Origin of the sequence: Actinomadura sp. 21ATH (assembly GCF_041951345.1) — a bacterium.
Lineage (GTDB): Bacteria > Actinomycetota > Actinomycetes > Streptosporangiales > Streptosporangiaceae > Spirillospora.
Genome location: NZ_JBGNUR010000005.1, coordinates 120,001 through 144,607, shown reverse-complemented (window position 1 = coordinate 144,607; position 24,607 = coordinate 120,001). Strand labels below are relative to the sequence as shown.

General features: G+C 75.4%; 22 protein-coding genes. 12 read left to right on the top strand and 10 right to left on the bottom strand.

The annotated features are described in order from the left end of the window. Window positions 1-6: 6 nt before the first annotated feature. Window positions 7-1,212, bottom strand: coding sequence for a low temperature requirement protein A (locus ACA361_RS17815; RefSeq protein WP_375013116.1), 1,206 nt, complete (start codon window positions 1,210-1,212; stop codon window positions 7-9). Between the two features lie 197 nt (window positions 1,213-1,409). Between ACA361_RS17815 and ACA361_RS17810 the strand changes: the two genes are divergently transcribed. From ACA361_RS17810 to ACA361_RS17785, 6 genes are all read left to right on the top strand, one after another. Beyond that, window positions 1,410-2,159 carry an SDR family oxidoreductase gene (locus ACA361_RS17810; protein WP_375013115.1) on the top strand — a complete coding sequence of 250 codons (750 nt, stop codon included), beginning with the start codon at window positions 1,410-1,412 and terminating at the stop codon, window positions 2,157-2,159. Window positions 2,160-2,196: 37 nt separating this feature from the next. After that, a complete protein-coding gene (locus ACA361_RS17805; protein ID WP_375013114.1) occupies window positions 2,197-2,817 on the top strand; it encodes an ATP-binding cassette domain-containing protein in 621 nt (206 codons plus the stop codon). Then, the gene (locus ACA361_RS17800; protein WP_375013113.1) at window positions 2,814-4,295 is read left to right on the top strand and encodes a DUF6297 family protein; all 1,482 of its coding nucleotides are present in this window, start codon (window positions 2,814-2,816) and stop codon (window positions 4,293-4,295) included. Before ACA361_RS17805 ends, ACA361_RS17800 begins: the two co-directional genes overlap by 4 nt. Window positions 4,296-4,355: 60 nt before the next feature. Next, window positions 4,356-4,772, top strand: coding sequence for a helix-turn-helix domain-containing protein (locus ACA361_RS17795; RefSeq protein WP_375013558.1), 417 nt, complete (start codon window positions 4,356-4,358; stop codon window positions 4,770-4,772). Window positions 4,773-4,781: 9 nt separating this feature from the next. Further along, window positions 4,782-5,192 carry a VOC family protein gene (locus ACA361_RS17790; RefSeq protein WP_375013112.1) on the top strand — a complete coding sequence of 137 codons (411 nt, stop codon included), beginning with the start codon at window positions 4,782-4,784 and terminating at the stop codon, window positions 5,190-5,192. Window positions 5,193-5,320: 128 nt separating this feature from the next. Continuing rightward, complete coding sequence (locus tag ACA361_RS17785; RefSeq protein WP_375013111.1) at window positions 5,321-5,677, top strand: hypothetical protein; 357 nt, start codon at window positions 5,321-5,323, stop codon at window positions 5,675-5,677. A 33-nt stretch (window positions 5,678-5,710) separates the two neighbouring features. Here the strand turns inward: ACA361_RS17785 and ACA361_RS17780 are convergent, their stop codons facing one another. The 4 genes from ACA361_RS17780 to ACA361_RS17765 form a co-directional block, all read right to left on the bottom strand. Then, a complete protein-coding gene (locus ACA361_RS17780) occupies window positions 5,711-11,191 on the bottom strand; it encodes a biotin carboxylase N-terminal domain-containing protein (protein WP_375013110.1) in 5,481 nt (1,826 codons plus the stop codon). A 177-nt stretch (window positions 11,192-11,368) separates the two neighbouring features. Next, the gene (locus ACA361_RS17775; protein WP_375013109.1) at window positions 11,369-12,508 is read right to left on the bottom strand and encodes a hypothetical protein; all 1,140 of its coding nucleotides are present in this window, start codon (window positions 12,506-12,508) and stop codon (window positions 11,369-11,371) included. A 61-nt stretch (window positions 12,509-12,569) separates the two neighbouring features. After that, window positions 12,570-13,334: an ABC transporter permease gene (locus ACA361_RS17770; protein ID WP_375013107.1), complete on the bottom strand. Its 765-nt coding sequence runs from the start codon at window positions 13,332-13,334 to the stop codon at window positions 12,570-12,572. Beyond that, window positions 13,331-14,251: an ABC transporter ATP-binding protein gene (locus tag ACA361_RS17765; protein WP_375013106.1), complete on the bottom strand. Its 921-nt coding sequence runs from the start codon at window positions 14,249-14,251 to the stop codon at window positions 13,331-13,333. The genes ACA361_RS17770 and ACA361_RS17765 overlap by 4 nt, the downstream gene beginning before the upstream one ends. A 143-nt stretch (window positions 14,252-14,394) precedes the next feature. Here ACA361_RS17765 and ACA361_RS17760 point away from each other — a divergent pair, with 143 nt between their 5' ends. The 3 genes from ACA361_RS17760 (at window position 14,395) to ACA361_RS17750 (ending at window position 16,549) form a co-directional block, all read left to right on the top strand. Next, the gene (locus ACA361_RS17760) at window positions 14,395-15,507 is read left to right on the top strand and encodes a sensor histidine kinase (protein WP_375013105.1); all 1,113 of its coding nucleotides are present in this window, start codon (window positions 14,395-14,397) and stop codon (window positions 15,505-15,507) included. Window positions 15,508-15,521: 14 nt separating this feature from the next. Further along, entirely contained in the window at window positions 15,522-16,160 is a 639-nt protein-coding gene (locus ACA361_RS17755) for a response regulator (protein WP_375013104.1), read from the top strand. Window positions 16,161-16,243: 83 nt separating this feature from the next. Then, window positions 16,244-16,549 carry a hypothetical protein gene (locus ACA361_RS17750; protein WP_375013102.1) on the top strand — a complete coding sequence of 102 codons (306 nt, stop codon included), beginning with the start codon at window positions 16,244-16,246 and terminating at the stop codon, window positions 16,547-16,549. Between the two features lie 30 nt (window positions 16,550-16,579). Here ACA361_RS17750 and ACA361_RS17745 read toward each other — a convergent pair whose 3' ends face one another. Next, complete coding sequence (locus tag ACA361_RS17745) at window positions 16,580-17,443, bottom strand: alpha/beta fold hydrolase (RefSeq protein ID WP_375013101.1); 864 nt, start codon at window positions 17,441-17,443, stop codon at window positions 16,580-16,582. A 332-nt stretch (window positions 17,444-17,775) separates the two neighbouring features. Here ACA361_RS17745 and ACA361_RS17740 point away from each other — a divergent pair, with 332 nt between their 5' ends. Beyond that, on the top strand, window positions 17,776-18,192 hold the full coding sequence (locus tag ACA361_RS17740) for an STAS domain-containing protein (protein WP_375013100.1): 417 nt from the start codon (window positions 17,776-17,778) through the stop codon (window positions 18,190-18,192). A 74-nt stretch (window positions 18,193-18,266) separates the two neighbouring features. Here the strand turns inward: ACA361_RS17740 and ACA361_RS17735 are convergent, their stop codons facing one another. Beyond that, complete coding sequence (locus ACA361_RS17735) at window positions 18,267-18,875, bottom strand: DUF488 family protein (protein WP_375013099.1); 609 nt, start codon at window positions 18,873-18,875, stop codon at window positions 18,267-18,269. A 478-nt stretch (window positions 18,876-19,353) separates the two neighbouring features. Here ACA361_RS17735 and ACA361_RS17730 point away from each other — a divergent pair, with 478 nt between their 5' ends. Further along, complete coding sequence (locus tag ACA361_RS17730) at window positions 19,354-20,277, top strand: hypothetical protein (RefSeq protein ID WP_375013098.1); 924 nt, start codon at window positions 19,354-19,356, stop codon at window positions 20,275-20,277. Here the strand turns inward: ACA361_RS17730 and ACA361_RS17725 are convergent. Together ACA361_RS17725 and ACA361_RS17720 are read right to left on the bottom strand one after the other, a co-directional pair. Then, a complete protein-coding gene (locus ACA361_RS17725; RefSeq protein WP_375013097.1) occupies window positions 20,246-21,046 on the bottom strand; it encodes an ABC transporter permease in 801 nt (266 codons plus the stop codon). The genes ACA361_RS17730 and ACA361_RS17725 overlap by 32 nt on opposite strands. Further along, complete coding sequence (locus ACA361_RS17720; protein ID WP_375013096.1) at window positions 21,039-22,055, bottom strand: ABC transporter ATP-binding protein; 1,017 nt, start codon at window positions 22,053-22,055, stop codon at window positions 21,039-21,041. Before ACA361_RS17720 ends, ACA361_RS17725 begins: the two co-directional genes overlap by 8 nt. 100 nt (window positions 22,056-22,155) lie before the next feature. Between ACA361_RS17720 and ACA361_RS17715 the strand changes: the two genes are divergently transcribed. After that, window positions 22,156-22,863 (top strand): TetR/AcrR family transcriptional regulator, encoded by a 708-nt coding sequence (locus tag ACA361_RS17715; RefSeq protein ID WP_375013095.1) that lies wholly within the window; start codon window positions 22,156-22,158, stop codon window positions 22,861-22,863. Window positions 22,864-22,902: 39 nt separating this feature from the next. On the opposite strand, the gene ACA361_RS17710 is transcribed toward ACA361_RS17715, so the two are convergent. Next, entirely contained in the window at window positions 22,903-24,555 is a 1,653-nt protein-coding gene (locus ACA361_RS17710; protein ID WP_375013094.1) for an alkaline phosphatase D family protein, read from the bottom strand. Window positions 24,556-24,607: the final 52 nt, after the last annotated feature.

The window sequence follows — 24,607 nt, the reverse complement described above, 5'->3', positions numbered from 1 at the left end:
ATGATCCTAAACCGCCGGTCCGCGCGCCGGGGTGAGCACGAGGACGATCAGCAGGACGCAGCCGGCGGCGAGCGCCGCGACCACCCCGGCGATCCCGATCAGCGGCTCCGCGAGCGGCAGCAGCAGGACGGCGGCGGCGCACCCCGGAACGGCGGCGGGGTGCGCGGCGGGCTGCGCCGCGATGGGGGCGTGGACCAGCCAGAGCAGGACGATGAACGCCGCCGCCGGCACCGCCACGGCGTAGCAGATCGCGAGGGGCGACGCGGCGAGGTCGTGCCCGGTCTGCTCGACCGCGACCTCCAGGCCCGCGCCGACGGCCGCGAGGGCCGCGAAGATGCCGTAGTGGCCGTACCCCCACAGGTACGAGCGGTGGCGCCGGTCGCGCAGGCCCTGCCCGGCCGGCGCCAGGAAGTAGAGCCACCACAGCGCGAACAGCAGCACGAGGCCGGACCCCGCGACGAGGACGAACGGGCCGTCGACGGCGGACGTCTCGAGCGCGCCCGCGACGCCCCGGGACGCGGCGAGGACGCTCTCGCCGAGCAGGATGATCGTGAACAGGCCGTACCGCTCGGCGATGTGGTGGGGGTGCCAGGTGGTGCGCGCGGTCCGTTCCGCCCACAGCGGCACCGCCAGTTCCAGGACGGACAGGACGACGAAGGCGGGCACCTCGGCCGCGGCGGGCAGGTTGCCGGTCCCGGCCAGCAGGAGGCGGAGCAGCCACCCCGCCTGGAGGAGGGTGAAGCCGGCGGCGTAGCGGAACGCGGTGCGGCGCCGCGCCGGGTCCTCGATGCCGGCGCGGATCCACTGGGAGACCAGCCCGACCCGCATGAGGAGGTAGCCGAACGTGACGCCGCGGTAGTCGCCGTCCTCGGCCGCGGCGGGCACGCCGGCGGCCAGCACCAGGACGCCGGCCATCTGCACCATGGTCAGCAGCCGGTAGCCGACGTCGTCGTTGTCGTACGACGAGGCGAACCAGGTGAAGTTCATCCACGCCCACCAGATCGCGAAGAAGACCTGGAGGAACGCGACCAGCCCGGACATGGCGTGGGCGTCGGCGATGTCGTGCGCGAAGCGGGCGGTGACGGCCGCGACCGCGACCACGAAGGTCAGGTCGAACAGCAGCTCCAGGGGGCTCGCGCCGCGGTGCGGCTCGTCGATCGGGCGCGCGCGCATCCGCGCCCGGATCCCGCTTCCGGTGGTCTGTGCCGCCACTGCCCCGCTCCCGTCGCCGTGTCTTCGCCTTCCAGGACGACAGGGCGGTCCCCCGTTCTGTGACAGGGCGGCGGCCGGCCCGTGCCGCCCGGCTCCGGAGAGCGGGCCTGTCACAGACGCGGGGGCCGCCTTGTCATAGCCGGTGGAGGCGCCGTCACGGGACGGTGCCCCGCACAGGCGGCACGGAGGTACGCGCAATGAAGATCGTGGTCATCGGCGGCAGCGGGCTCATCGGCGGCAAGGTCGTCGCGAGGCTCACCGGCCAGGGGCACGAGGCCGTGGTGGCCACCCCGCGGACCGGGGTCAACACCCTCACGGGGGAGGGGCTCGCCGAGGTGCTGAAGGGCGCCGAGGTGGTGGTGGACGTGTCGAACTCGCCGTCGTTCGAGGCCGCGGCCGTGATGGAGTTCTTCACCACGTCCAGCCGCAACGTGCTGGCGGCCGAGGCCGAGGCGGGCGTCCGGCACCATGTCGCGCTGTCGGTCGTGGGCACCTCGCGGCTGCCCGACAGCGGCTACTTCCGGGCGAAGGTCGCGCAGGAGGAGCTGATCGCGGCCTCCCCGGTCCCGTACTCGATCGTGCACGCCACCCAGTTCTTCGAGTTCGCCGGCGCCATCGCGGACTCGGCGACCGAGGGCGGCACCGTACGGGTGCCGGACGCGCTGATCCAGCCGATCGCGGCCGACGAGGTCGCCGACGCGGTGACGCGGGCCGCGCTCGGCGAGCCGACCCGGGGCATCACCGAGGTGGCCGGCCCGGAGTCGTTCACCTTCGAGGAGATGATCGAGCGGTTCTTCGAGGCCCGGTCCGACGAGCGCAAGGTGGTCTCCGACCCGGAGGCGCGCTACTTCGGCGCGCGGCTGCGGGAGAGGTCGCTGCTCCCGGGCGACGGCGCCGGGATCGGTGGCGTCCGGTTCGCCGACTGGCTGCGGGCGTCCGCGAAGTGACGGCCGCCCGCCTGGACCCGTCGCGTAGGGTCGGCGGGTGAGCGAAACGATCATCGCGGTCCGGGGGCTGGCGGTGGAGCCGGGCGGCGTGCGGGTGCTGGGCGGGTTCGAGCTCGCGGCGGCCCCCGGCGACGTCGTCGCCGTCACCGGAGTGAACGGCGCCGGGAAGTCGACCCTGCTGCGCTGCCTCGCGGGCCTGCAGAGGCCGGCGGCGGGGGAGCTGGACGTGCTCGGCCGGCCGCCGGCGGACGAGCCGGCGTTCTGGCGCGACGTCGTCCTCGTCGCGGACGAGCCGGCCTGGTACCCGGGGCTGTCGGTGCGCGAGCACCTGGACCTGATGGGCGCCGTGCACGGCTCGCCCCGCATGGGGACCGGCGCGGCCCTGGACCTGTTCGCCCTGGCGGGACGCGGCGACATGGCCCCCCTGTCGATGTCGACCGGGCAGCGGCAGCGGCTGTCGCTGGCGATGGGGCTGGTCCGCCCGAGCCGGGTGCTGCTGCTGGACGAGCCGGAGCGCGGCCTCGACCCGGCGTTCCGCGGCCGGCTGGCGGACATCCTCGCCGGGTACGCGGCGGAGGGCGGCACCGTGGTCATGGCGACCCATGACCTGGACCTGGCCGGCCGCGCCCGCCGGGTGACGCTGGACGCCGCCGCGTGACCGGCGTCGCGGAGGTCCGGGCGTACGTCCGGGCGCGCGGCCGGAAGCGCGCGAGTTGGTCGGACCGGTACAGCCTGCTGGCCGGGGCGGCGGTCCTGGTGCTGCTGCTCGGGCCGCTCGCCGGCGAGGCGCTCGGGTCGATCGCGCGGGAGGCGCAGCCGGCGCGGGCGGGCGCCGGGCTGGCCCTGGCCGCGCTGGCGTACGCGGGGTACCTCGCCCTCGCCCGCATGTTCGGGCCCGTGGCGCTCCCGGCCGCCGACGCCGCCTGGCTGGTGCTCTCGCCCCTCCCGCGCCGCGGGGTGCTGGCCCGCACCGCGGCGATCCTGCTGGTGCTCGCGCTGGCCGGCGGCGTCGCCCTGGGCGTCGCGCTGCTCGCCGCCTTCGGCGCGCCCGACCACACCGCCGCGCGGCTGGCCGTCGCGGTGGCGCTGGGCGCCGCCGCCACGGCGGGCGGGACGGCGGCGGCCGTGCTGGCCCAGGCGTCGCCGTCCTGGGACGCGTGGGCGCAGGCGATGATCGCCGGGGCGGTGTCCGCGGCGGTGCTCGCGGTCGTGCTCGGCAACGGCCCCGGCCGGTCCCTGCTCGCCGCCGCGGCCGGCGCGCCGGTGTCCCTCGGCGCGGCCCTGGCGGCGGCGTGCGCGGCCGCCGCCGCGCTGCCGCTGCGGCTCGCGTGGGGAGCGCTCGACCGGGTCCCCGCCCGCTCCCTCCTGGACGCCTCCACCCGTACCGGCCATGTCGTCGCCGCGTCGGTCGTCATGGAGCCCGGCGCCCTGACCTGGATCGCCGAGGACGCCCACTGGCGGGGCCGGACCGTACGCTCCCGCCCGTGGCCCCGCCGGACGGGCGGCGCGGCGGCCATCGCCCGGCTGGACTGGCGGCGGCTGCGCCGCCGCCCCGGCCGGGTCCTCGCCGTGCTCGCCCTGGCCGCGCTGCCCGCCCTGGCCGCCCAGGCCGGACTCGGGGCCGTCGCCGCCGCCGCGGCGGCCGCCGGAGCCCTGCTCGCCGCCTCCGCCGGTACGGCCGGCGCCCGCAGGGACGCCGGGGACCCCGCCCTCGCCCGGCTGCTGGGCGCGTCCCCCCGCAGGGTGCTCGCCGCCCGCGCGGCGCTTCCCGCGCTCCTCGGCGGCGCCTGGCTCGCGCTCGCCCTGGCCGGGCTGGCCGCGGTGGACGCGCTGCCCGGCGCGGCGGGGTGGGCGCTGGGCCCGGCGGCGGCGCCCGCGCTGGCCGCCGGGGCGCTGCGGATGGCGCGGCGGCGGCCGGTCGACCACTCGATGCCGGTCATCGACACGCCCGGCGGCGCCCTGCCCACGGGCCCGCTGCTGTGGGCCCTCACCGGCGCCGACATCGCCGTGCTGGGCTGCGCCCCCGCGCTGGCCGCCCTGAACGCCCCGCCCTCGGCGGCCGGCGCGTACCTGGCCGCGCAGGCCCTCGCCGGGGCGGCGGCGCTGGCCGCCGTCGTGGCCGCCGCGCGGCGCTGACACCGGCCGGCGCCGTTCCGAGGAAGGTGACCTGCGGCATTGTGGGAAAATGGGACCGTGATGCTGGAGGACCTGGTCCGGCTGCGCCGGGCCCGCGACACGATGGACCGCGACTACGCCGAGCCGCTCGACGTCCCCGCGCTGGCGGCGGTCGCCCTCATGTCGCCGGGCCACTTCTCCCGCAGCTTCCGCGCCGCCTTCGGGGAGACCCCGTACAGCTACCTGATGACCCGCCGGATCGAGCGGGCCAAGGCGCTGCTGCGGCGCGGCGACCTGTCGGTGACGGAGGTGTGCTTCGCGGTCGGCTGCACGTCGCTGGGGTCGTTCAGCAGCCGGTTCACCGAGCTGGTCGGCGAGAGCCCCAGCGCGTACCGGGCCCGCTCCCATGACGAGGGCGCCGGCATCCCGGCCTGCATTGCCAAGATCTATACGCGTCCTGTCCGGAACGGAGAAGCCGGGCCGCCGCCCCGCACGTAGCGTGGGGGCATGGAGATCAGGCTTTCCACGTGCTTCATCGCCGTCGACGACCACGACAAGGCGCTCCCCTTCTACCGGGACGTCCTCGGCCTGGAGGTCCGCAACGACGTCGGCTTCGAGGGGATGCGCTGGGTGACCGTCGGCTCGCCGGCGCAGCCCGGCGTGGACATCGTCCTCGAACCGCCCCTCGCGGACCCGAACGCCTCGCCCGCCGACCGGGAGGCCATGGCGGAGCTGCTGGCCAAGGGCCTGCTGCGCGCCGTCATCTTCAGCACCGACGACTGCGACGCCACGTTCGAGCGGATCCGCGCCGCGGGCGGCGAGGTCCTCCAGGAGCCGATGGACCAGCCGTACGGCGTCCGCGACTGCGCCTTCCGCGACCCCGCCGGCAACATGCTCCGCTTCAACCAGGCCCGCTGACCCCTCCTTTCCCGCCCGCCCGCTCCCTCCTCCCGGCGGCCTGACCTTCCAGGGGGCAGGGGCATTACCCCTGGGGTAATCGATAACGGGTGGGGCGGGTTGAGAGGGTCGGCGGCATGGAGCGTGCGATGGAAGCGATGGCGGGCGGCCGGGTCGCCTGGGGGGCGCTGGCGCTGGCCGCGCCCGGCCTCAACGTGAAGCTGGCGGGCCTGGGCGACCGGGACACCCCCGAGCTCAGGTACATGATCCGCGTCTTCGGCAGCCGGGCGCTGGCCCTCGGCCTCGGCTACCTGCTGAGCGACCCGGCGGCGCGGCGGCGCTGGCGCCGGCTGTGCCTGGTGGTGGACGTCTGCGACACCGCGGCCGGGGCCGTCCACCTGGTCCGCGGGGACGTCCCCCGCGGGTCGGTGGCGGGACTGGTGGCGATCACCGGCGGCTACGCGGCCCTGGGGGTCCTGGCCCGGCGGAACGAGGACCCCGCCTGACCCGCCGTGCCGGGCGCCCCGCCACGGCCCTGATCAGCGGTTCAGGCCGCGCTCGATGGCCTCGATGACGCGGGGGCGCAGCTCGGCGGCGCTGATGATCGCGTCCACCGAGCCGACCTCGACCGCGCGCCGGATGCTGTGCACCCGGTCGAACTCGGCGGCGACCTCGCCGAGCTTCTCCGCCCGCACCGCCGACTGGACCTCGGCGAGCCGGGCGTTCAGCGCGGCCCGCTCCGCGCCGGTCGTCTCCGCGACCTGCGCCTGGAGCTTGGTCACCCGCGGATCGGTCGCGGTGCGGTTGTTCACCTCGCCCGAGAAGACCACGGCCGCCGCGGGAGCGCCGCCGAGCACCGAGGCGAACGAGCCCTCCAGCGCCAGCACGGTCATGTTCGGGTTGAGCGCCTTGGAGAACACCACGAACGCGCCGCCGTGGTAGCGGGAGATCACGCAGAACACGATCGGGCCGTCGAAGTTGACGATCGCCCGGCCGATCTCCGCGCCGTACTCCAGCTGGAGCTTGCGCATCGACTCCGGCGACCCGTCGAAGCCGGACAGGTTCGCCAGGACGACCAGCGGCCGGTTCCCGGACGCCGCGTTGATCGCCCGCGCGGTCTTCTTCGACGACCGCGGGAACAGCGTGCCCGCGGTGTAGGTGTCCGGGCCGTCGGTGGGCGGGAACCCGCGCCGCGGCACCGACCGCGACTCGATGCCGACCAGGCAGACCGGCCGGCCGCCGATGTGGACGTCCTGCACGGCGGACGTCTCGGCGTCGGCCATGTCCGCCCAGCGCTCCAGCACCGGGTGGTCCTGGTCGGACAGGGCGCGCATCACCGTCCGGATGTCGAACGGCTTCTTGCGGTCCGGGTTGTGCTCGGCCGAGAAGATCTCGCCGACGGTGGCGAAGTCGCTGCCGGCCAGCGCGTGCGGGAACGCGGAGACGTCGCGGTCGAACGGGTCGGCCGTGCCGGCCTTCCGCGGCCCCTCCTCACCCGGCACCACGTACGTGTGGTCGTAGTGCGCCATCAGCACGTCCCGGGCGGCCGGCAGGTCGGGCGCCCAGTACTGCGCCTGCCCGTTCGGCCCCATCACGCGGTCGTAGCCGCCGATGCCGAAGTTGTCCTCGGCCGACACGCCGCCGGAGAAGTCCAGCGACTGCTTGCCGGTGAGCACCATCGCCGAGTCCGGCGTCATCACCAGGACGCCCTTGGTGTGCATGAGCATCGTCGCCTCGGCGTTCCAGTACGGCTGGGCGCCGACGTTGATGCCGGCGACCACCACGTTGATCTCGCCGCCGGCCTGGGTGAACGTCACGATCCGCTTGAGCGCGGCCGCGACCCAGTCCATGTTCTCGGTGCCCGAGTCCATCGAGATCCGGGCGCCCGCCGACAGCGCGAACCACTCCAGCGGCACCCGCATCCGCTCGGCCAGGTCCAGCGCCGCGATCACCCGCGAGCACTCCGGCTCCGACAGCGCGCCCAGGGCCTTGGTCGGGTCGCCGAGCAGCACCACGCGGGTGACGCCCTCAGGGTGCCGCTCGGTCGGCGTCGTGACGACGCCCGCGACGATCGCCGCCGTGTTGCGGCCCTTCGGCCGGTCCACCGGGACGAGCGCGCCCCGCGCGTCGAGGTCGTGCTCGGTGAACGTGCCGTCCGGGCCGGCGAGCAGCGCGGTCAGCTCGTACGGGTACACGTTCCCGCGCCGCGCCGCGCGCAGCACCTTCTGGCGGTAGTCGTCCAGCGGCCGCACCGGTTCGGTGGACGGCCCGGCGACGTGCAGGCGCGGCCCGTGCCCCGGCTCCTGGGTGATCCGCACGGCGATCTCGGTCAGCGCGCCGGCCGGGGTGCGGCGGCGGGCCACGAACTGGACCTCCTCGAGACCGGCGCCGCCGATGGTGGGCAGCAGCCGCTGGACCAGCGCCTTCAGCTCGTCGGCGGTCAGCTCCGTCGGCGGCCAGACGTACATGAGGATCCGGTTGGTGTCGAACCTCTTGTTCTGCGGCCGCTGCGCCTGGATGTTGCGGATCGAGTCCAGGCAGGCGGTGAACACGTCCTCCGCCACCGGCAGCGCGATCAGCCGGCCGTCGGCGTCGCGCAGCGGCGTCAGGTCGCGGACCTGGCCCAGCGCGATGAGCCGCTCGTCGGCCGGGTTGCTCTTCGCGACGGCCCGGAACAGGTAGATCTCCTCGTCCGCGGACGGCAGCCGGGTGAGGTCGAACTCGCGCCACCGCTGCAACTGGAGCCGCTGCGCGATCTGCGGGTGCAGGCCGCGGATCAGCCGGTCCTCGGCGAGGCCACCGCCGTCCGGCCGGAACGTGAAGTGGTGGTGCATCACGGCGCCGCCCGTGCCGGTGACGGTGGCGGTGATCCGGCGGAGGCCCGCGGGCCGCGGCCGCTCGGCGAGGAGGCGCCCGAGCCGTTCCGCCATCGCGTCGGCGTTCGGCTGGTCCTCCCACGTCACGTACAGGTCGGCGACCACGCCGGCCGCGTCCCCGGCCTCGGCGGCGAGGGTGCCGACGGCGCCGAGGGCGTCCGGCAGGGCGGCGATGTCGACGGCGGTGGTGACCAGCCGCGTCACCTCGCCAGCGCCGGTGTGCTCCGCGGTCACGAAGCGGCAGCCCGCGACGTCCCGCGCGGTGATCCCGTCCAGCCACCGGTTGCCGTAGTAGCGGCGGGTCAGCACCTCCAGCAGCGGCGCGTGGTCCCGGCCGGGCCGGCCGATCCGCTGGCCGATCAGCCGGACGAGCGGCTCGGAGCTGGCCACCATCGCCTGGATCCGCGCGGCGCGGTCCGGCGCGTCCGGGTCGCCGTCCAGGTAGCGCAGGTCGTCGCGGACGGCGGCGTACACCTTGGCGCGCTCGCGGCGCATCAGCGGCTGGGTGAACCAGCGGAACACCACGCCGCGGGCCAGGTCGGCCACCGCGGGGAAGCGCACCTGGGCCGCCTCGACCAGGTGCTCCAGGACGGTCCCGGCGCGCTCGCCGAGCGACTCCGCCGGCGGCGGGCCGGCCAGCCACCGGCGCAGCAGCTCCGACACCAGCGCGACGCCGGTGCCGATCCGCTGCTGGGCCAGGAAGATCCGGAAGACCGCGGCCTCCAGCTCCGGGGTGCGGTCCAGATCCGTGACGCCGTAGTGGGCGAGCACCTCGCCGAGCTTGGCCTGGAAGCCCTCGGTGAGGCCGGCCCGCTCGGCGTCCAGGCTGCGCAGGTAGCTGTGGAAGAACTCGCGCGGGCTGTGCACCGGGCTGCCCGGCTCGGCGTCCGGCTCGCCGCGCGGCTTGTTGCGGCTCAGCTCGGACAGGTCGGCGAACACCGTCAGCAGGTCCAGCTCGCCTTCGAGGGGGTGCCCGCCCAGCTCGGCGCGCGCGGCCAGATAGCCCGACAGCACGCGGTCGCGGTCGTGCGGGTCGGCGTCGAAGCCGAGCAGCAGGCCGCGCAGGTCCTGGAGGCCGCGCGCGGCGCGGTCGGCCGCGGTCGCGGCGGGCTCGGCGGGCAGCTCGATCTCGACGGTCTCGGCGGCCTGCCCGGCCTCCTCGGCGCCCTCGTCGGCCAGCGGCTCCAGCCGCATCAGCGGCGCGCCCGTCTCGACCTGGGCGCCCACCGCCACCGGGCACTCGCGGACGCGGGCGCGGAACGGCGCGCGCAGCACCGTCTCCATCTTCATGCTCTCCAGCACCAGGATGGGCGCGCCCGACTCGACCTCGTCGCCCACCGCCAGCGGCGTCGCGACCACCAGCGCGGGGGCGGGGGAGCGGACGACGCCGCCCTCGTCCCGGCTGATCCGGTGCGTGACGCCGTCCACCTCGACCAGGTGGATCGGGCCGTGGGTGGCCGACACCAGCCGGAACCGGCGGCCGTTGACGACGATCTGGCCGCTGTGCGCGTCGTACCGCTCGATCTCGACGTCCGCCGGGTGGGGGTCGCCGCCGCCGGAGACGCCGACGCGGAACCGCCGGTGCCCGACCCGGGCCACGCTCACCCGGTAGCCGACGCCGCGGAGCTTGAGGTCCAGCGGGCGGCCCGCGTCGTGCTGCACCTGCGGGCGGCCGCCGCGCGCGGTCGACAGCAGCCGCCCGCGGGACACCTCCTCCTCGTCCTGGTACGCCTCGATCGCGGCCGCCGCCAGGGCGATCGCGGAGTGCCGGTGGCTGATCAGGCGGCCCTCGCCGCGCACCCGGTCGATCCAGCCGGTGTCGGCGGTGCCGTCGATCACCTCGGGCTGGTCGAGCAGGTCGAGGACGAAGCTCTTGTTGGTCGCGCCGCCCTCGATGATCACCGTGGTGCCGGCCATCGCGCGGCGCAGCCGGCCCAGCGCGTGCTCGCGGTCGCGGCCGAACGCGATGATCTTGGCGATCATCGAGTCGAAGTCGGCGGGGATCGTGTCGCCCTCGCTGACGCCGGTGTCCACCCGGATGCCGGGCCCGGCGGGCAGCACCAGCCGCGCGATGCGGCCCGGGGCGGGCGCGAAGTCGCGGTCGGGGTCCTCGGCGTTCAGCCGCGCCTCGACGGCGTGGCCGGACTCGCCCGGCTGCGGCCCCTCCAGCTTCCCGCCGCCCGCCACGTGCAGCTGGAGCCGTACCAGGTCGGTGCCGGTGGTGATCTCGGTGATCGGGTGCTCGACCTGGAGGCGGGTGTTGACCTCCAGGAACGCGAACAGCCGCTCGCCCGGGTGGTAGAGGAACTCGACGGTGCAGGCGCCGCGGTAGCCGACGGCCACGGCGAGCCGCTCGGCCGCCGCCTTCAGCTCGGCCGCCTGCTCGGCGGCCAGCACCGGCGACGCCGACTCCTCGATGATCTTCTGGTTGCGGCGCTGCACGGAGCAGTCCCGCACGCCCAGCGCCCACGCCGTCTCCCCGTCGGAGATCACCTGGACCTCGACGTGCCGGGCGCCGGTGACCAGCCGCTCCAGGAAGACCACCCCGGAGCCGAACGCCCGCAGCGCCTCCTGGCTGGTGCGCTCGTACGCCTCGGCCAGCTCCTCCTGCGAGCCGACCTTGCGGATGCCGCGGCCGCCGCCGCCCGCGGTCGCCTTGAGCATCAGCGGGTAGCCGATCGCCTCCCCGGCGCGCAGGGCGTCCTCCAGGGTGGCGACCTCGCCGCGGCTCCACGGCGCCACCGGGACGCCGACCTCCTCCGCGATCAGCTTCGCGCCGATCTTGTCGCCCAGCTTGCGCATCGCCTCCGCGCTCGGCCCGACGAACGTGACGCCCACCCGCTCGCACAGCTCGGCGAACGCCGGGTCCTCGGCGACGAACCCCCAGCCGACCCACGCGGCGTCGGCGCCGGTCTCCACCAGCGCCCGCTCCAGAACGGCCAGGTCGAGGTACGGGCGCGCCGACGCCGGGCCCAGCGGGTAGGCGACGTCCGCTTCCCGGACGAAGGTCGCGTTGCGATCGGCGTCGGTGTAGAGGGCGACCGTCTCGATCCGCGCCCCGGTCTCCGCCGAAAGGTCCCGGACGGCATGGATGAGCCGCATCGCAGCCTCTCCACGATTGACGATGGCGATACGACTGAACACCCGCTGAGCCTCCAAATAGCCGCGCACGGAAGGCGGCGTCCCGAGTACCGGCGCGCCGCCCGCACCTTCGCTCCACCCTCGTGGATGCCCGCCGTGTTCGCCAATGTCCCGCATCTCGCAGGGTGGAGCCGCTGTGTTGTAGGGACCCCACAAAAGGCGGGTCGCGGCCTTCGGGGATCAGCGGCTCGAAAGCAGGACGGGGCCGCCGATGTCGGGCGTCCCCAGCGTCCACAGGTCGCCGGAGACGGGATCGACGGTGAGGGCGCTGACGAGGATGTTGCTCCGGAACGGGACGGCGGGTGTCGGGACGCGTTCCCAGGCGCCGCCGCGGTAGCGGATCAGGCCGGGGGCGGCGGGCCGGTCGGTGGCGTGGCCGTTGGCCCACAGGGTGCCGTCGGGGGCGCGCGCGATGCGGCTGAGGGCGTTGAGCCCGGCCGGTACGGGGACGTGCTTCCAGGCGGCGCCGTCCCAGCGCAGCAGGACGGGCCGGCCGCCGCCGTCGGTCCAGTCGACGCCGGCCGCCCACGCCTCGCCGGCCGCCAGTGGCAGCACGTCGGTGATCGTCCCGAGCCGGGTGTCCTGCTCCACGGGGACGCGCGTCCAGGAGGTGCCGTCCCAGTGGTGCGCCTCGACGGTGTCGCTGTGGTCGGAGGTCTTGCCGAACAGCCACGCGTCGTCGCCCGACCGGACCTGGAGGGCGTGCCGCCGCAGGGGCGGGAGGGCGGCGACATGCGTCCACGATCCGCCGGCCCGGCGGTAGAGGTCGCCGGACGTCGACAGCCAGACGCCGGACGCGTCGGCCTGGAGGTGCGCGGAGGTGGCGCCCGGGGGCAGCGCCACCTGGGTGAACGCCGAGCCGGTGAAGTGCCCGATGTAGGGCTCCTGCGGCGAGGTGTCGGTGGCGTGCCTCGTCCCGGAGATCCAGACGTCCTCCGGGGCGACGGGCTCTACGTTGCTGATGGTGGCGTGCCGGGGCAGCCCGCCCAGTGCGTACTCGACCCAGCCGCCGTTCTTCCACCGGCGCACGACCGGGTTGCCGGGGATCTGCCGCCCGGTGCCGGGAATGGGGCCGGGGACGACGAGCTCGCCCTGGGCGCCGGCGATCCAGACGCTGTCGGGGGAGGCCGCGGCGACGTCGTAGAGGTAGTTGTTGGGCCAGAAGAAGGGCAGCGACACCTGCTTGAGGTCGCCCGAGGCGGCGCGCGCGGCGGCCGCCGCCGCGCCGGGCGCCGCCGGGGAGGCGGCGGCGGGGGAGGCGAGCCCGGCGGTGGCGAGAACGGCGGCGGCCAGCGCGCCGGAGACCGTGAGTCGGAGCATGGCCGCCAGTATGAACTGGCATGATCGAGGGTTCTTGTCACGTCCGGAACAAAACGGCCCGTCAGCTCCAGCGGAAGGTCCTCGCGGCGACCGCCGCGGCCAGGACGGCCGTCCCGGCGAGGGCGCCGAGCTGCGCCGGGTCGGGTGCCGCGCCCGTCCAGGCGTCGCTCAGCGCGTCCAGCCCGGCGCCGTACGGCAGGTGCCCGCCGGCCGCGTCCAGCCATCCCGGCAGGTTCCCGCGCCCGCCGAACCCGCCGCCGACCGCCATCGTGGCGAAGAACAGCACCAGGCCGATCGCCACCGCCGAGTTCGGTGTCGGCGCGAGCGCGGCCACGACCATGCCCAGCGCGTACATCGCCGCCGCCGCCAGCAGGAACACGCCGGCCGCGGTGAACGGGGCGCGCGGCATCGACACGCCGAACGCCAGCCGCGCCACCAGCAGGGCCAGCGCCACGCCCAGCAGCGCCTGCGCCAGGCTGACCACCACCTGGGCGGCCAGCACCGACGCCGGATGGGCCGGCGTCACCGACAGCCGCCGCAGGACGCCCGCCTTCCGGTACGAGGCCAGGAACGACGGCATGTTCACCACGCCGATCAGCGCCACCACCATCACGATCGTCAGCGGCACGACGAAGGCGTCCAGGGCGGGCAGGCCGCGGAAGTGCTCGCGCCCCTCGCCGCCGGCCCCGATCCCGTTCATCACCATGATCAGTACGGGCAGGCCGAGCGGCACCACCAGGCCGGCGGTGTCGCGGACCACCATCCTCGCCTCGGTCAGCACGAGCATCGCCCAGGCCCGCGGCGGCAGCGCGAACGCGGCGCTCATGCCGCCTCCCCGTCCCCGTAGGGCCGGCCGGTCAGGGCGAGGAAGGCGTCCTCCAGCGTGGCCCGCTCCAGCCGGGTCTCGGTGGCGACCACGCCGTGCCGCAGCAGCGCCGTGCCCACGGCGTCCAGGAGGTCGCCGGTGCCGGTGACCACGGTCTCGCCGCGCCGCGTCCGCACCTCCGTCACCTCCGCCAGGCCGGCCAGCACCGCCGGGTCGAACGGGCCCGCCGTCCGGAACCGCACCCGCCGCGGCGCGTCCAGCGCCGCGACCAGGCCGCCCGGCGTGTCCAGCGCGGCCAGCCGCCCCCGGTCGACGATCGCGACCCGGTCGCACAGCCGCTCCGCCTCCTCCATCAGATGCGTCACCAGCAGCACCGTCACGCCGGTGTCGCGGACCTGCTCGATGAGGTCCCAGGTGCCGCGCCGCGCCTGCGGGTCCAGGCCGGTGGTGAGCTCGTCCAGCACCGCGATCCGCGGCCGGCCGACCAGCGCGAGCGCGATGGCGAGCCGCTGGGCCTGGCCGCCCGACAGGTCCTCGAACGCGGTGTCGCGCTTGCCCGCCAGCCCCAGCTCGTCCAGCAGCCGCCCGGGATCGGCCCCCTCGCGGTAGAACGACCGGTACAGCGCGAGGGCCTCGCCGACCCGCAGCTTCTCCGGCAGCATCCCGCTCTGCAGCTGCGCGCCGAGGACCCGCCGCAGCCGCGCCCGGTCCCGCCGCGGGTCCAGGCCGAGCACGGAGATCCGCCCGGCGTCGGGGCGCCGGACCCCCTCGACGCACTCCACGATGGTCGTCTTGCCGGCGCCGTTCGGCCCGAGGATCCCGAAGATCTCCCCGTCCTCGACGGCGAACGAGACGCCGTCGACCGCGACCGTGTCCCCGTACCGCTTGCGCAGCCCGTCCACCTCGACCACCGCCATCGCGCCTCCTCACCGCCGTTCCGCCGCGTCCACCGGAACGCTAGGAGGCGGCCGCCCCCGCCGTCGGGTGCCGGACGTCACGACCCGCACCCGTGACTTCCGGCACGGTCGGCCCCCCGCGCGCCGGCCGTAGTGTTCCAGGCATGGCCGATTCCCACCTGGAGCGCTGGGGCGCGGCGAGCCTGCTGGCGGTGTGCGCGCTGATCGGGGTGCCGATCCTGCTCGCCGATGAGCCGCCCACCACGGGCCCGCCGTGGGTGTGGTGGTCCTGCTACCTCGGCCTCATCGCGCTGTTCGTGCTCGGTTTCCGGGAGAAGCCGCCGGAACGGGTGGTCCGCCGCCTCCAGCTGCCCGGGCTCGCGCTCACCGGCGCCGCCACCGTGCTGCTGGCCCCGCGGGCCGGCTACACCGCGATCCTGCTGGTCTTCATCACCGCCTACGCGGCGCACCTGTCCTCGTGGCGCACCGTCGTCGCCCTCCTGCTGGCCAACAGCACGGTGGCCGGCGGCGCGGCGGCGCTCGGGGAGGGCACGGTCATGGAGATCGCCCTGACCGGGCTCATCTACGCGATGCTCCAGCTCTGCACGGTCTGGGCGGTGCGCAGCGAGCAGCGCGAGGCCGCGGCGCGCCGGCGCCTCGCCGCGGCGAACACCGACCTGCGGGCCGCCACCGCGCTGCTGGCCGAGTCCAGCCGCGCGGGCGAGCGGCTCCGGATCGCCCGGGAGCTGCACGACCTCCTCGGCCACCAGCTCACCGCGCTCGTCCTGGAGCTCGAAGTGGCCTCCCACCGCAGCGACCCGGCGGCGCGCAAGCACGTCGAGCGCGCCCGCGGCCTGGCCAGGGAGCTGCTCGGCGACGTCCGCACCGCGGTCGGCGAGCTGCGCACCGGCACCCCGGACCTGCGCCGGGCGCTCGCCGAGGTCGTCGCGGAGCTGCCGTACCCCCGCGTCCACCTGGACGTCGACGCCACCCTCGAACCCGACGAGGCGTGCGCGGCCGCGCTGATCCGCTGCGTCCAGGAGGCCGTCACGAACACGATCCGGCACTCGGGCGCCGCGAACCTGTGGATCGACGTGGCCCGCTCCGGCGCCGGCGAGATCGTCCTGACGGCGCGCGACGACGGGCGCGGCACGTCCGCCCTGCGGCTCGGCCACGGCCTCACCGGCATCCGCGAACGCGTCGCGCAGCTCGGCGGGGCGGTGTCGTTCGACACCCGCGCGGGCTTCACCCTCAGCGCCCGGGTGCCGGCGCCGTGATCCGGGTGTGCGTCGTGGACGACCAGACCCTCGTCCGCCAGGGGATCCGGCACCTGCTGGAGCTGTCCCCGGAGGTCACCGTCGCCGCCGAGGCCGCCGACGGCGACGAGGCCCTGGCGATCCTGGAGGCGGCGCCGCCGGACGTCCTGCTGCTGGACCTGCGGATGCCCGGCCGGGACGGCATCGCCACCCTCACCGCCATGCGCGAGCGCGGCATCACCGTCCCCGCCCTCGTGCTGACGACGTTCGACGACGACGAGCTGGTCCTGCGGGCGCTGCGCGCGGGAGCGCACGGCTACCTTCTCAAGGACGTCACGCTCGACCAGGTCGTCGAGGCGATCCGCACGCTCGCGGGCGGCGGCACGTACGTCCGGCCCGCCCTCACCGAACGCCTCCTGCGTGCCGCGGAACGGCTGCCCGAACCCGGCGCGATCGGCGACCTCCCGCCCCCGGAGCCGCTGACGGACCGCGAGCTGGAGATCCTGCGGCTCATGGCCGGCGGCTACGCCAACCGCGAGATCGCCGCCGTGCTGCACCTGGCCGAGGGCACCGTGAAGAACCACGTGTCGAGCGTGCTGACCAAACTGTGCGTCCGCGACCGCACCCTCGCCGTCCTGCGAGCCCTCCACCACGGCCTCCTCACCGGCCGCTGAGCAGGAACAATCGTGGCTCCGGTGCTCGTTGATCCGTTCGGGACGGAGACATCACCAGGGGGAGGTAACCGGCGGTGACGGCGGTGAGCACGATCAGGAAGCAGGCCCGGCAGGCGCCCGGCGGCAGGGCGGGCACGGCACGGAGGACGCATCAGGTCCGGAAGGACGGCGCGTACCCCACCGGCCCGTCGCCCCAGACGCTGGAGGAGCTGCGCGCGGCCTACCAGGCGCATCTCGCGCAGCTGGCACGGGAACGTGACGAGGCGCGGCGCGAAGCGCGCCGCGCCAAGGCCGAGGCCGCCGTCGCCCGTGCCGACCTGGCCAGCCTGACGGCACGGGTCGACGCGCTTCTGACGGCGGCCGCGGCCCACCTCCCGCCCCAGACCTGAGCCGCGCCTGGAGTCGCGGGCCGTCGCCGGCTAGCGGACGCTCGCCCGCGCGGCCCGCTCGATCCCCCGGGCGACGGTGTCGGGTGCCGACAGCGGGCCGAGGTGTCCCGCGTCGTACTCGGTGATGGTGGAGCCGGCCCGCTGGGCCATGGCGCGCTCGGCGGCCGGCGGGATGATCTTGTCGGTCCGGCCGATGAGGTACCAGGAGCGGATCGTCCGCCACGCGGGGGCGGCGGAGGGCTCGTTGAGCGCGCCGAGGGTGGCGGGCCGCTGGGTGGCGGCCACGAGCGCCTTGTCCCGCGCGTTCAGGCCGGTGGCGAACGAGGTGAAGACGGTCGACCTCTTGAGGTACAGGTCGGTGGCCGGGGTGGGCGGCAGGGCGGCGGGCACGAAGTCGAACACGGTGGTGGGGTCCGGGACCGAGAGGGCGGAGTCCGGGCCCGCGAGCGCCGTGGCCGTCTCGCCCTCGTCCGGCGCGAAGGCGTTGACGTAGACCAGCGCCTTGACGCTGGAGTTCCCGGTGGCCGCGTTGGTGATCACCGCTCCGCCGTACGAGTGGCCGACGAGGACGACGGGGCCGGTCACGGACTCCAGGTAGGTCCTCAGGTACGCGGCGTCGCCGGAAAGCGAGCGCAGCGGGTTGGCGACCGCGGCGACGTCGTACCCGTCGTGCTGGAGCCTGGTGATGACCTTGCTCCAGCTCGACGCGTCCGCCCACGCCCCGTGGACGAGCACGATCGTGGGCCTGGTCGCCCGCTCCCGGATCTCCTGGGCGGGCGCGCTCCGCGCCAGCCCCATGGTCACCACGAGCAGGGCGACGGCGGTCAGCAGCATCACCGTGACGGTGGGCCGCCGTTTGACGTGAACGGGTGCGCCGGTTCGGGATCTGGTCATGATCCTGTCCTTTTCTGCGGGGGAGATCCGAGCCGGACCCGTGTCGGCCGGCTCAATTCCAACGACAGGACATCGGCCCGCCCTGTGACACCCGGAATCGCCGCCGCCCGCCCCGAGCAGGCCCGGCGGCCCGATCCGGCCGCGGCCGTCACAGACGGAATGGCTGCGTTGTCGTACCTGGGAATGGACGGGAAAAGCGCTACTCGCGGCGCGCTTTCCCGGCGCCGTCAACCGGTCACCGGATGGCGCTTTCACTTTTCGAACGGACGAGATGGGAAGCCGATGGACTTTTCAGGGCGGCCGACGGCCCGCGGAACGAGGGGGAAGACGCGATGACCGGCCTGGCCGTCGAACGCCCGCCCGGCCGCGGCGACCTGCGGGAGCGCAGCGCGCTGCTGCGGCTGGACGGCACCTTCGAGCCGCCGTACCTGGTCGTCGACGGGGACGTCGACATCGGCACGCTCGCCATGTTCACCGCCGCGCTGTCCCGCATGCTCGCGCACGGCTCCGGCGACGTGTGGGTCGACGCGGAGAGGCTGCGCTTCATCGACGTCGGCGGCCTCCGGGCCATCGCCTCCGCCGCGTGCCGGCTGGGACTCCAGGACCGGCGGCTGGTGCTGCGCGCGGTGGCCCCGCACCTGGTCGACCTGATGGACCTCGTGGGCTGGAGCCAGATCGCCAACCTGGTCATGCTCGCGCGCGAGCCCCGAGCCGTCAGGGAAGCTCCGCCGGCTGGTGCCGCGGGCTGATCCCGAGTTTCGCGAACACCCTGCCCAGGCGGTACCCGACCATCGGGGACGTGCCTTGCATCCGATGCGAGATCCTATTCGCCCGGCCGGGGACCCGCGCCTTCCCGCCCCGCGGCCTCCCGCTCTGCCTCGTCCTGGCCGCCGTCGTACACCAGCACCCCGTCCCGCCGGACCCGGGCCGCCGCGAACGGCGGATGCGGCGTCAGGCGCCCGTCGTGCATGAGGTGGGCGACGGGATCGTGCCGGACGAGGACGAGGTGGTCGGCGACCAGCCGGCGGTGGCAGCGCCACCAGGCGGCCTCGCTGCACATCACGGCCGTCGCGCCGCCGGCCTCGCCCGCCGCCGCCATGTCGGCCCGCAGGTCGTCGATGGCCGCCGCGAACTCCGCTGTCCGCATGTGCGCCGCGTAGCCCCGGAACATCGGCTGCCGCCAGGCCGTGTCCGGGGAGTCCGCGGCCGGCCGCCGGAAGCCGCCGAGGCGCTTGTCCCAGCGGTACCCGATCCCGTTCCCGGGCAGCCACCGCTCCAGCTCGGGCCGGGACACGTGCGGGTTGCGCCGGCTGCCGGGGGCGATCCGGATGTCCACGACCAGGCGTACCGCCGCGCCGCCGAGGAGCGCCAGGATCCGCTCCCGGTCCGCGGTGCCGTGCCCGAACGTGACCAGCCCGAACCCGCCGCTCATCCGTCCCCCGTCCCGCTCCGGTGACCTTCGTGGAGCGGGCGTACCCGATCCGGCGCCCCCGATCCGGCGCCCCCGCTCACATCTTCTCGGCGGCCGACCTGACGGCGTCGCGGATCCGGGCGGTCGCGGGTCCACTGCACGGCCACGGCCAGCGTCGGCGCGGTGACCAGGTAGCCGAGGAAGCGCCTGCGCCGCAGGCGCCCGTCCGGCTCGTCCGGTGCCTCGTCCGGTGCCTCGTCCGGTGAACGGTCGTCGTGCTCTATGGCGGTCCTCCTGGCGGTCCCGCGGTGCGGCGGGGATGGATCGCAGACCCGTGAGCTGGGTACCTGGACACTTACGTCGGGCAGCATGGCATACCGCGCCGGGTTCGCGCAGCCCCTATTGGCATGTTGCCAATAGGCGGTTAAAGTCCACTCATGCGCACCGCTGTCAGCAGCGCCGGCCCGTCATTGGCGCGCTCCACCGGCCGGGGCGGTCGATGAACACCTGGCTGGGCCACGGCCTGGCCTTCGTGGCCAGCGGCCTCTACTTCTCGGGTTTCGCGTTCTTCAAGTCCGCCGCCGCCGCGATGGAGCGGCTGGACGGCACGCGGCCGCTCCACCTGGCCGCGCGCGTCCTCGCCAGCGGCCTATGGTGGAGCGGCGTGGCGTTCATGTTCGTCGGCGTGGTCTTCCAGCTCGCCGCCCTGTCGCGTACCGGGCCCGAGACGATGACACCGGCGCTGCTGGCGGGGCTGGTCGTCCTGCTGGCCGTGGCGCGGGGCGTGTTCAAGGAGCGGGTGACCGGGCTGGAGTGGCTGGCGTTCGCGCTGCTGTTCGCCGCCGGCGTGTGCTTCGCGCAGGCGACGGCCTCCACCTGGAAGCCGCCGTCGCCGGCCGCGCTGCTCGCCATCGCCACCGCGTCGTTCGTGCTGCCCGTCGGGCTGTTCGCGCTCGGCGACCGGCAGCCCGCCGGAGCGCACGCCCGGCGCCTCAGCGGCATCGCCTACGGCATCTGCGCGGGCATCCTCATCGGCTCCGGTGAGCTGTCGCTGACGCTGTCGGTGCGCCACGGCCTCGACTGGTCGCTCCTGACCTCGACCGCCCACCCCTACCTCTTCGTCGCCGCCGTGGGCCTCGGGGTCGTCCAGCTGCAGATCGCCCTGCAGCGGTGCCGGATGGTCGTCCTGCTGTTCGTCGCGACCATCGTCGCCAAGATCTACGTGCTGCTGGCGGGTGCGTCGCCGGCCGACCCCTCGTCCTGGACGTCCGGCGCCCACCTGCTCGCCGGGACGGTGCTGCTGGTCACGGCGTTCGCCCTCGTGCCGCGCTTCGAGGCCGCGGCCCCGGAGGCCGCCCGGGCCCCCGGGGCCGCGGAGCCCCCGCGCCCGGTCAGCCGCGCCGGACGAGCGCGCGCAGGCTGACCGCCACGCCGGCCGCGCACCAGGCGAGCAGCACGGCGAGGTCGCGGGCGGCGGCCTCGTACAGGTCGGCGGCCAGCCCGGCCCGCAGCAGGTCCGCCCCGGGGCGCACGGGCAGGAAGTCGTGCAGGGCGCGGAACCAGTCCGGCAGCCGGGCCGCCGGGAACGTGACCGGCGAGAAGAGCAGGACGAAGAACACCAGCACCTGGCTGACCAGCTGCGCCAGCATCGGCTTGAGCAGCACCGCGACCGCGTACCCGACGGCCGTGGCGGTGACCGCCACGAGCAGCGCGGCGCACACCAGCAGCGGCCAGCGGAACGACAGGTCCAGGTCGAAGCGCAGCCATCCCACCAGCACGGCGACGCCCACCGACGGCACGCAGAGCGCGACCCACACCGTCAGGTCGGCGAGGAAGAGCAGCGGCCGCGCCACCGGCAGCGCCCGCATGTAGGTGAACGTGCCGTCGAGCCGCGCCCGCGCCACGCCCTGCGGCACGATGGCCAGGCCGATGGTCAGCAGCAGCACGGTCGGCGCCCCCGTCGCCAGGAACGTGGCCGTCGCGGCGTCGATGCCGGGGATGAGCAGGCCGAAGCCGATGACGATGCCCGCCGCCAGCAGCGCCTGCACCACCACGATGAGCGGCAGCAGGCCGCCGATCTGGGCGAGCTGCCACGAGAGCAGCGTGCGGTACGCCGCCCACGGGCCGATGCGCGCGGCGGCGGGTGCCGGGGGCAGGGCAGGCGCCGGGGGAGCTGCCGGGAGGTCACGCATCGCCGGCCACCTCCAGCAGCTCGGCATCGGCGCGGGGGGCGGGGGCCGAGGAGGCGGTCGCGGCGAGGTAGGCGTCCTCCAGGGTGGCGGGGGCGAGCGCGTACCCGTCGAGCATGCCCCGCTCCCGGTGGGCCGCCGCCCAGGAGACCGCGGCGGCCGCGGCGCCGGGCGGGATGGTGAGCAGGACGCGCCGCCCCGACCGGACGCGGCGCCGTACCGGAACGGGCAGCGGCTTGGGCACCGGCCCGCCCGCCGCCGCGGGACCCGGATCGGACGGGTCCGGGCCGTCCGGGACGAGGTGCAGCTCCAGGCGCAGCCCGTCGTCGCCGCGCAGCGCGGCCGGCGTGCCGGCGGCCACCACGCGGCCGGCGTCGAGCACCACCAGCTCGTCGACCACCCGTTCCGCCTCCACCACGTTGTGGGTCACCAGCAGGACGCCGGAGCCCTGGTCGGCGACCCGGCGCACCACCGCCCACAGCGCCCGGCGGCGGACGGCGTCGACGTCGTTGGTCGGCTCGTCGAGGATCACCAGCGGGGCGCCGCCGGCGACGGCCATCGCGAAGCCGGCGAGCCGCCGCACGCCTCCGGACAGGCCGCGCCCCTCGGGCAGCGCGCGCCGGTCCGCCCACGCCTCGACGTCCAGCTCGGCCATCAGCCGGCGGGCCGCCGCGGTCGCCTGCCGGGCGTCCAGGCCGCGCAGGCGGGCGGCCACCTTGACGGCCCCCGCCAGGGTGAGGCCGTCGATCGGCACGTGGGCCTGCGGCTGCAGCGCCACCCTGCGGCGGGCCGCGGCCGGCCGCGCCACCGCGTCGACGCCGGCCACGGTGATGCGCCCGGCGTCGGGGCGCAGCAGCCCGACCACCTGCGAGACGAGGGTGGTCTTGCCCGCGCCGTTGTGGCCGAGCAGGCCGACCACCTCCCCGGCGCGTACGCGCAGCGACACCCGGTCGTTCGCGACGACCGGGCCGAACCGGCGGGTGAGCCCGCTGACCTCCAGCACCGAAACCATGGCACGCCCTTCTGAGATACAAGGTGTATCCGGATACTAGCTGTTTTCAGATACAACCTGTATCCCAATGCCCTGTGTATGTGGCCCGTACAATCGGCGCGTGGACGAACACCCGGCCGAACCGCCCTCGCGCGGTGAACGGCAGCAGCAGACCCGCGCCGCGCTCGTCGACGCCGCCCGCGAGGTGTTCGCCCGGGACGGCTACCACGGCGCCGGCCTCGGCGAGATCGCGCGCATCGCCGGCTACACCCGCGGCGCCGTCTACTCCAACTTCGCCAGCAAGGCGGACCTCTTCCTCGCGGTGATGGACGCCAACCTCCGCGACATCGGCGGGCGGGCCTGGGACCCCTTCGACCCGGCGACCACCGGGGCCGGCACCGAGGTCGCCGAGGTGATCCGCGGCATCGCGCTGGCCACGCTGGAGTTCATCGCGGTGGCCGCCCGCGACGAGCGGCTGAGCGAGGAACTGGCCGGCCGCGTCCAGGTGCTCCTGGACCTCTACACGCGCATCGCCGCCGAGGCGCGCGCGGACGGCGAGCCGCTCGCCGCCGCCGAGGTGGGCGCCCTCCTCGCGGCCCTCGATCAGGGCGTGACGCTGCTGGCGCTGACCGGGCTCGCGTCCATCGACCAGCGGATGATGCGGATCGGGCTGCGCCGGCTCGTCGACCCCGCCCGCGCCGCGACCGAGGACGCGCGGGACTCCCGGGACGCGCCGGGCGGCCCGGCCGCCCTGCACGACCAGGTCATCCAGCAGCGGATCGCCGCCGCCCTCCGGGACCCGGCCCTCCCCGGCGGCGAGCGGGGGTAGCGGTCCGCGGACGGCGGCGGCGAGCGGTGCCGCCGGCCGTCAGAACTGGTCGTCGTCGACGTCGTAGCGGCGCGGGACCTTCCTGAGCGCACGCGCGTCGGCCTGCCGGTCGACCACGCCGATCCCGGGCCGTCCCGCCTCGACCCGGAACCGCGCGGCCGTGGCGATCGTGGTGCCGCCCGGAGTCCAGACCGAGCCGACGACCCGCAGCGAGGCCAGCAGCCGGGCCGGGGTGACGTCGCAGACGACGTAGCCGCGCCGGTTGCCGATGTACTTCCAGTGCGGGCTCTCCGCCATGATCGGGTCGTACGTGCGGTGGAACGCCACGGGATCGGAGTCGCCGCCGGAGCTGATCGACGTACCGGTGATCTCCGCGCCCACCACCGGCGACGCCGGATCGTCGAAGTCCGGCTTCAGGTCGCACACCCAGGTGGCGTGCCGGTCGCCGGTCAGCACGACCGGGTTGGCCGTGCGGCCGGAGCCGAAGAACTCCAGCATGCGGCGGCGCTGCACGCGGTAGCCGTCCCAGTTGTCGAAGTCGTAGACCTTCTCCGGACCCGCCCTGCGGTCGTTGGAGGCCCACATCACCTGGTTGGCCAGCAGGTTCCAGCGGGTGCCCGAGCGGGACATCCCGCCGACCAGCCACTTCTCCTGCTCCCTGCCGGTGAGGGTGCGGGCGGGGTCCTCGGCCTCGGCGAGGGTGGCGGGCTGGTCGCCGCGGTACTGGCGGGTGTCGAGCACGTGCAGGGTGGCGAGCCGCCCGAAGCCCAGCCGGCGGTGCAGCCGCAGGTCGAGGCCGTGCGGGCGGGCGGAGCGGCGCAGCGGCATGTGCTCGTAGTACGCCTGGAACGCGGCGGCGCGGCGGGCCAGGAACGCCTCGCGCGACTGCTGCGCGGGGTCCTGCGGGATCTCGTCGGCCCAGTTGTTGTCGACCTCGTGGTCGTCCCACGTCGTGATCCACGGGAACGCGGCGTGCGCGGCCTGCAGATCGGCGTCCGTCTTGTACTGCGCGTGCCGGTTGCGGTACTCGGCCAGCGAGTACGGCTCGCCGGTGCCCTCGTGGGTGCGGATCGTCGTGGTGCGCGGGACGGACTCGTAGATGTAGTCGCCGAGGAACGCGACGAACGCCAGGTCCTCGTCCGCCAGGTGCCGGTATGCGGTGAAGTGCCCGTCCTGCCAGTTCTGGCAGCTCGCGAAGGCGAACCGCAGCCGCCGGTTGACCGCTCCGCTCCGCGGCGCCGTACGGCTGCGACCGGCGGGCGACAGCTCGCCGCCGGCGCGGAAGCGGTAGTGGTACTCGCGGTCGGGCCGCAGCCCGCCGACCTCGACGTGCACGGAATGGCCGCTCTCGGGCCGCGCCACCGCGACGCCCTTCGCGCGGACGTTCCGGAAGCGCTCGTCCTCGGCGACCTGCCACGCCACCGGCACCGCCCGGTCCGGCATGCCGCCGCCGTCGAGCGGCCGGGGCGCCAGCCGGGTCCACAGGACGAAGCCGTCCGGCAGCGGGTCCCCGGAGGCCACCCCGAGGGTGAACAGGCCGCGCGGCAGGGGAGCCCCGCCGTACGAGCGGACGGCGGCCGCGGCCCCGTCCCGGCCGACCAGTGCGGGGCCGAGCACGATGTGGCCGGCGGTCAGTGCCCCGGCGGCGCCGCCGGTGGCGAGGAACCGGCGGCGCGGGAACGTTTCGGACATACACCCTCCCTTTGGCGTCACCGGAGGATGTCCGCGCACCGGTGAACGCGGG

Bases quoted from the DNA above. Each gene is read 5' to 3' on its own strand.
- ACA361_RS17775 (WP_375013109.1), bottom strand. From the start codon at position 12,508: ATGCTCCGACTCACGGTCTCCGGCGCGCTGGCCGCCGCCGTTCTCGCC.
- ACA361_RS17710 (WP_375013094.1), bottom strand. From the start codon at position 24,555: ATGTCCGAAACGTTCCCGCGCCGCCGGTTCCTCGCCACCGGCGGCGCC.
- ACA361_RS17725 (WP_375013097.1), bottom strand. From the start codon at position 21,046: ATGCGTGACCTCCCGGCAGCTCCCCCGGCGCCTGCCCTGCCCCCGGCA.
- ACA361_RS17745 (WP_375013101.1), bottom strand. From the start codon at position 17,443: ATGACCAGATCCCGAACCGGCGCACCCGTTCACGTCAAACGGCGGCCC.
- ACA361_RS17740 (WP_375013100.1), top strand. From the start codon at position 17,776: ATGACCGGCCTGGCCGTCGAACGCCCGCCCGGCCGCGGCGACCTGCGG.
- ACA361_RS17785 (WP_375013111.1), top strand. From the start codon at position 5,321: ATGGAAGCGATGGCGGGCGGCCGGGTCGCCTGGGGGGCGCTGGCGCTG.
- ACA361_RS17790 (WP_375013112.1), top strand. From the start codon at position 4,782: ATGGAGATCAGGCTTTCCACGTGCTTCATCGCCGTCGACGACCACGAC.
- ACA361_RS17810 (WP_375013115.1), top strand. From the start codon at position 1,410: ATGAAGATCGTGGTCATCGGCGGCAGCGGGCTCATCGGCGGCAAGGTC.
- ACA361_RS17765 (WP_375013106.1), bottom strand. From the start codon at position 14,251: ATGGCGGTGGTCGAGGTGGACGGGCTGCGCAAGCGGTACGGGGACACG.
- ACA361_RS17735 (WP_375013099.1), bottom strand. From the start codon at position 18,875: ATGAGCGGCGGGTTCGGGCTGGTCACGTTCGGGCACGGCACCGCGGAC.
- ACA361_RS17795 (WP_375013558.1), top strand. From the start codon at position 4,356: ATGCTGGAGGACCTGGTCCGGCTGCGCCGGGCCCGCGACACGATGGAC.
- ACA361_RS17720 (WP_375013096.1), bottom strand. From the start codon at position 22,055: ATGGTTTCGGTGCTGGAGGTCAGCGGGCTCACCCGCCGGTTCGGCCCG.
- ACA361_RS17760 (WP_375013105.1), top strand. From the start codon at position 14,395: ATGGCCGATTCCCACCTGGAGCGCTGGGGCGCGGCGAGCCTGCTGGCG.
- ACA361_RS17770 (WP_375013107.1), bottom strand. From the start codon at position 13,334: ATGAGCGCCGCGTTCGCGCTGCCGCCGCGGGCCTGGGCGATGCTCGTG.
- ACA361_RS17730 (WP_375013098.1), top strand. From the start codon at position 19,354: ATGAACACCTGGCTGGGCCACGGCCTGGCCTTCGTGGCCAGCGGCCTC.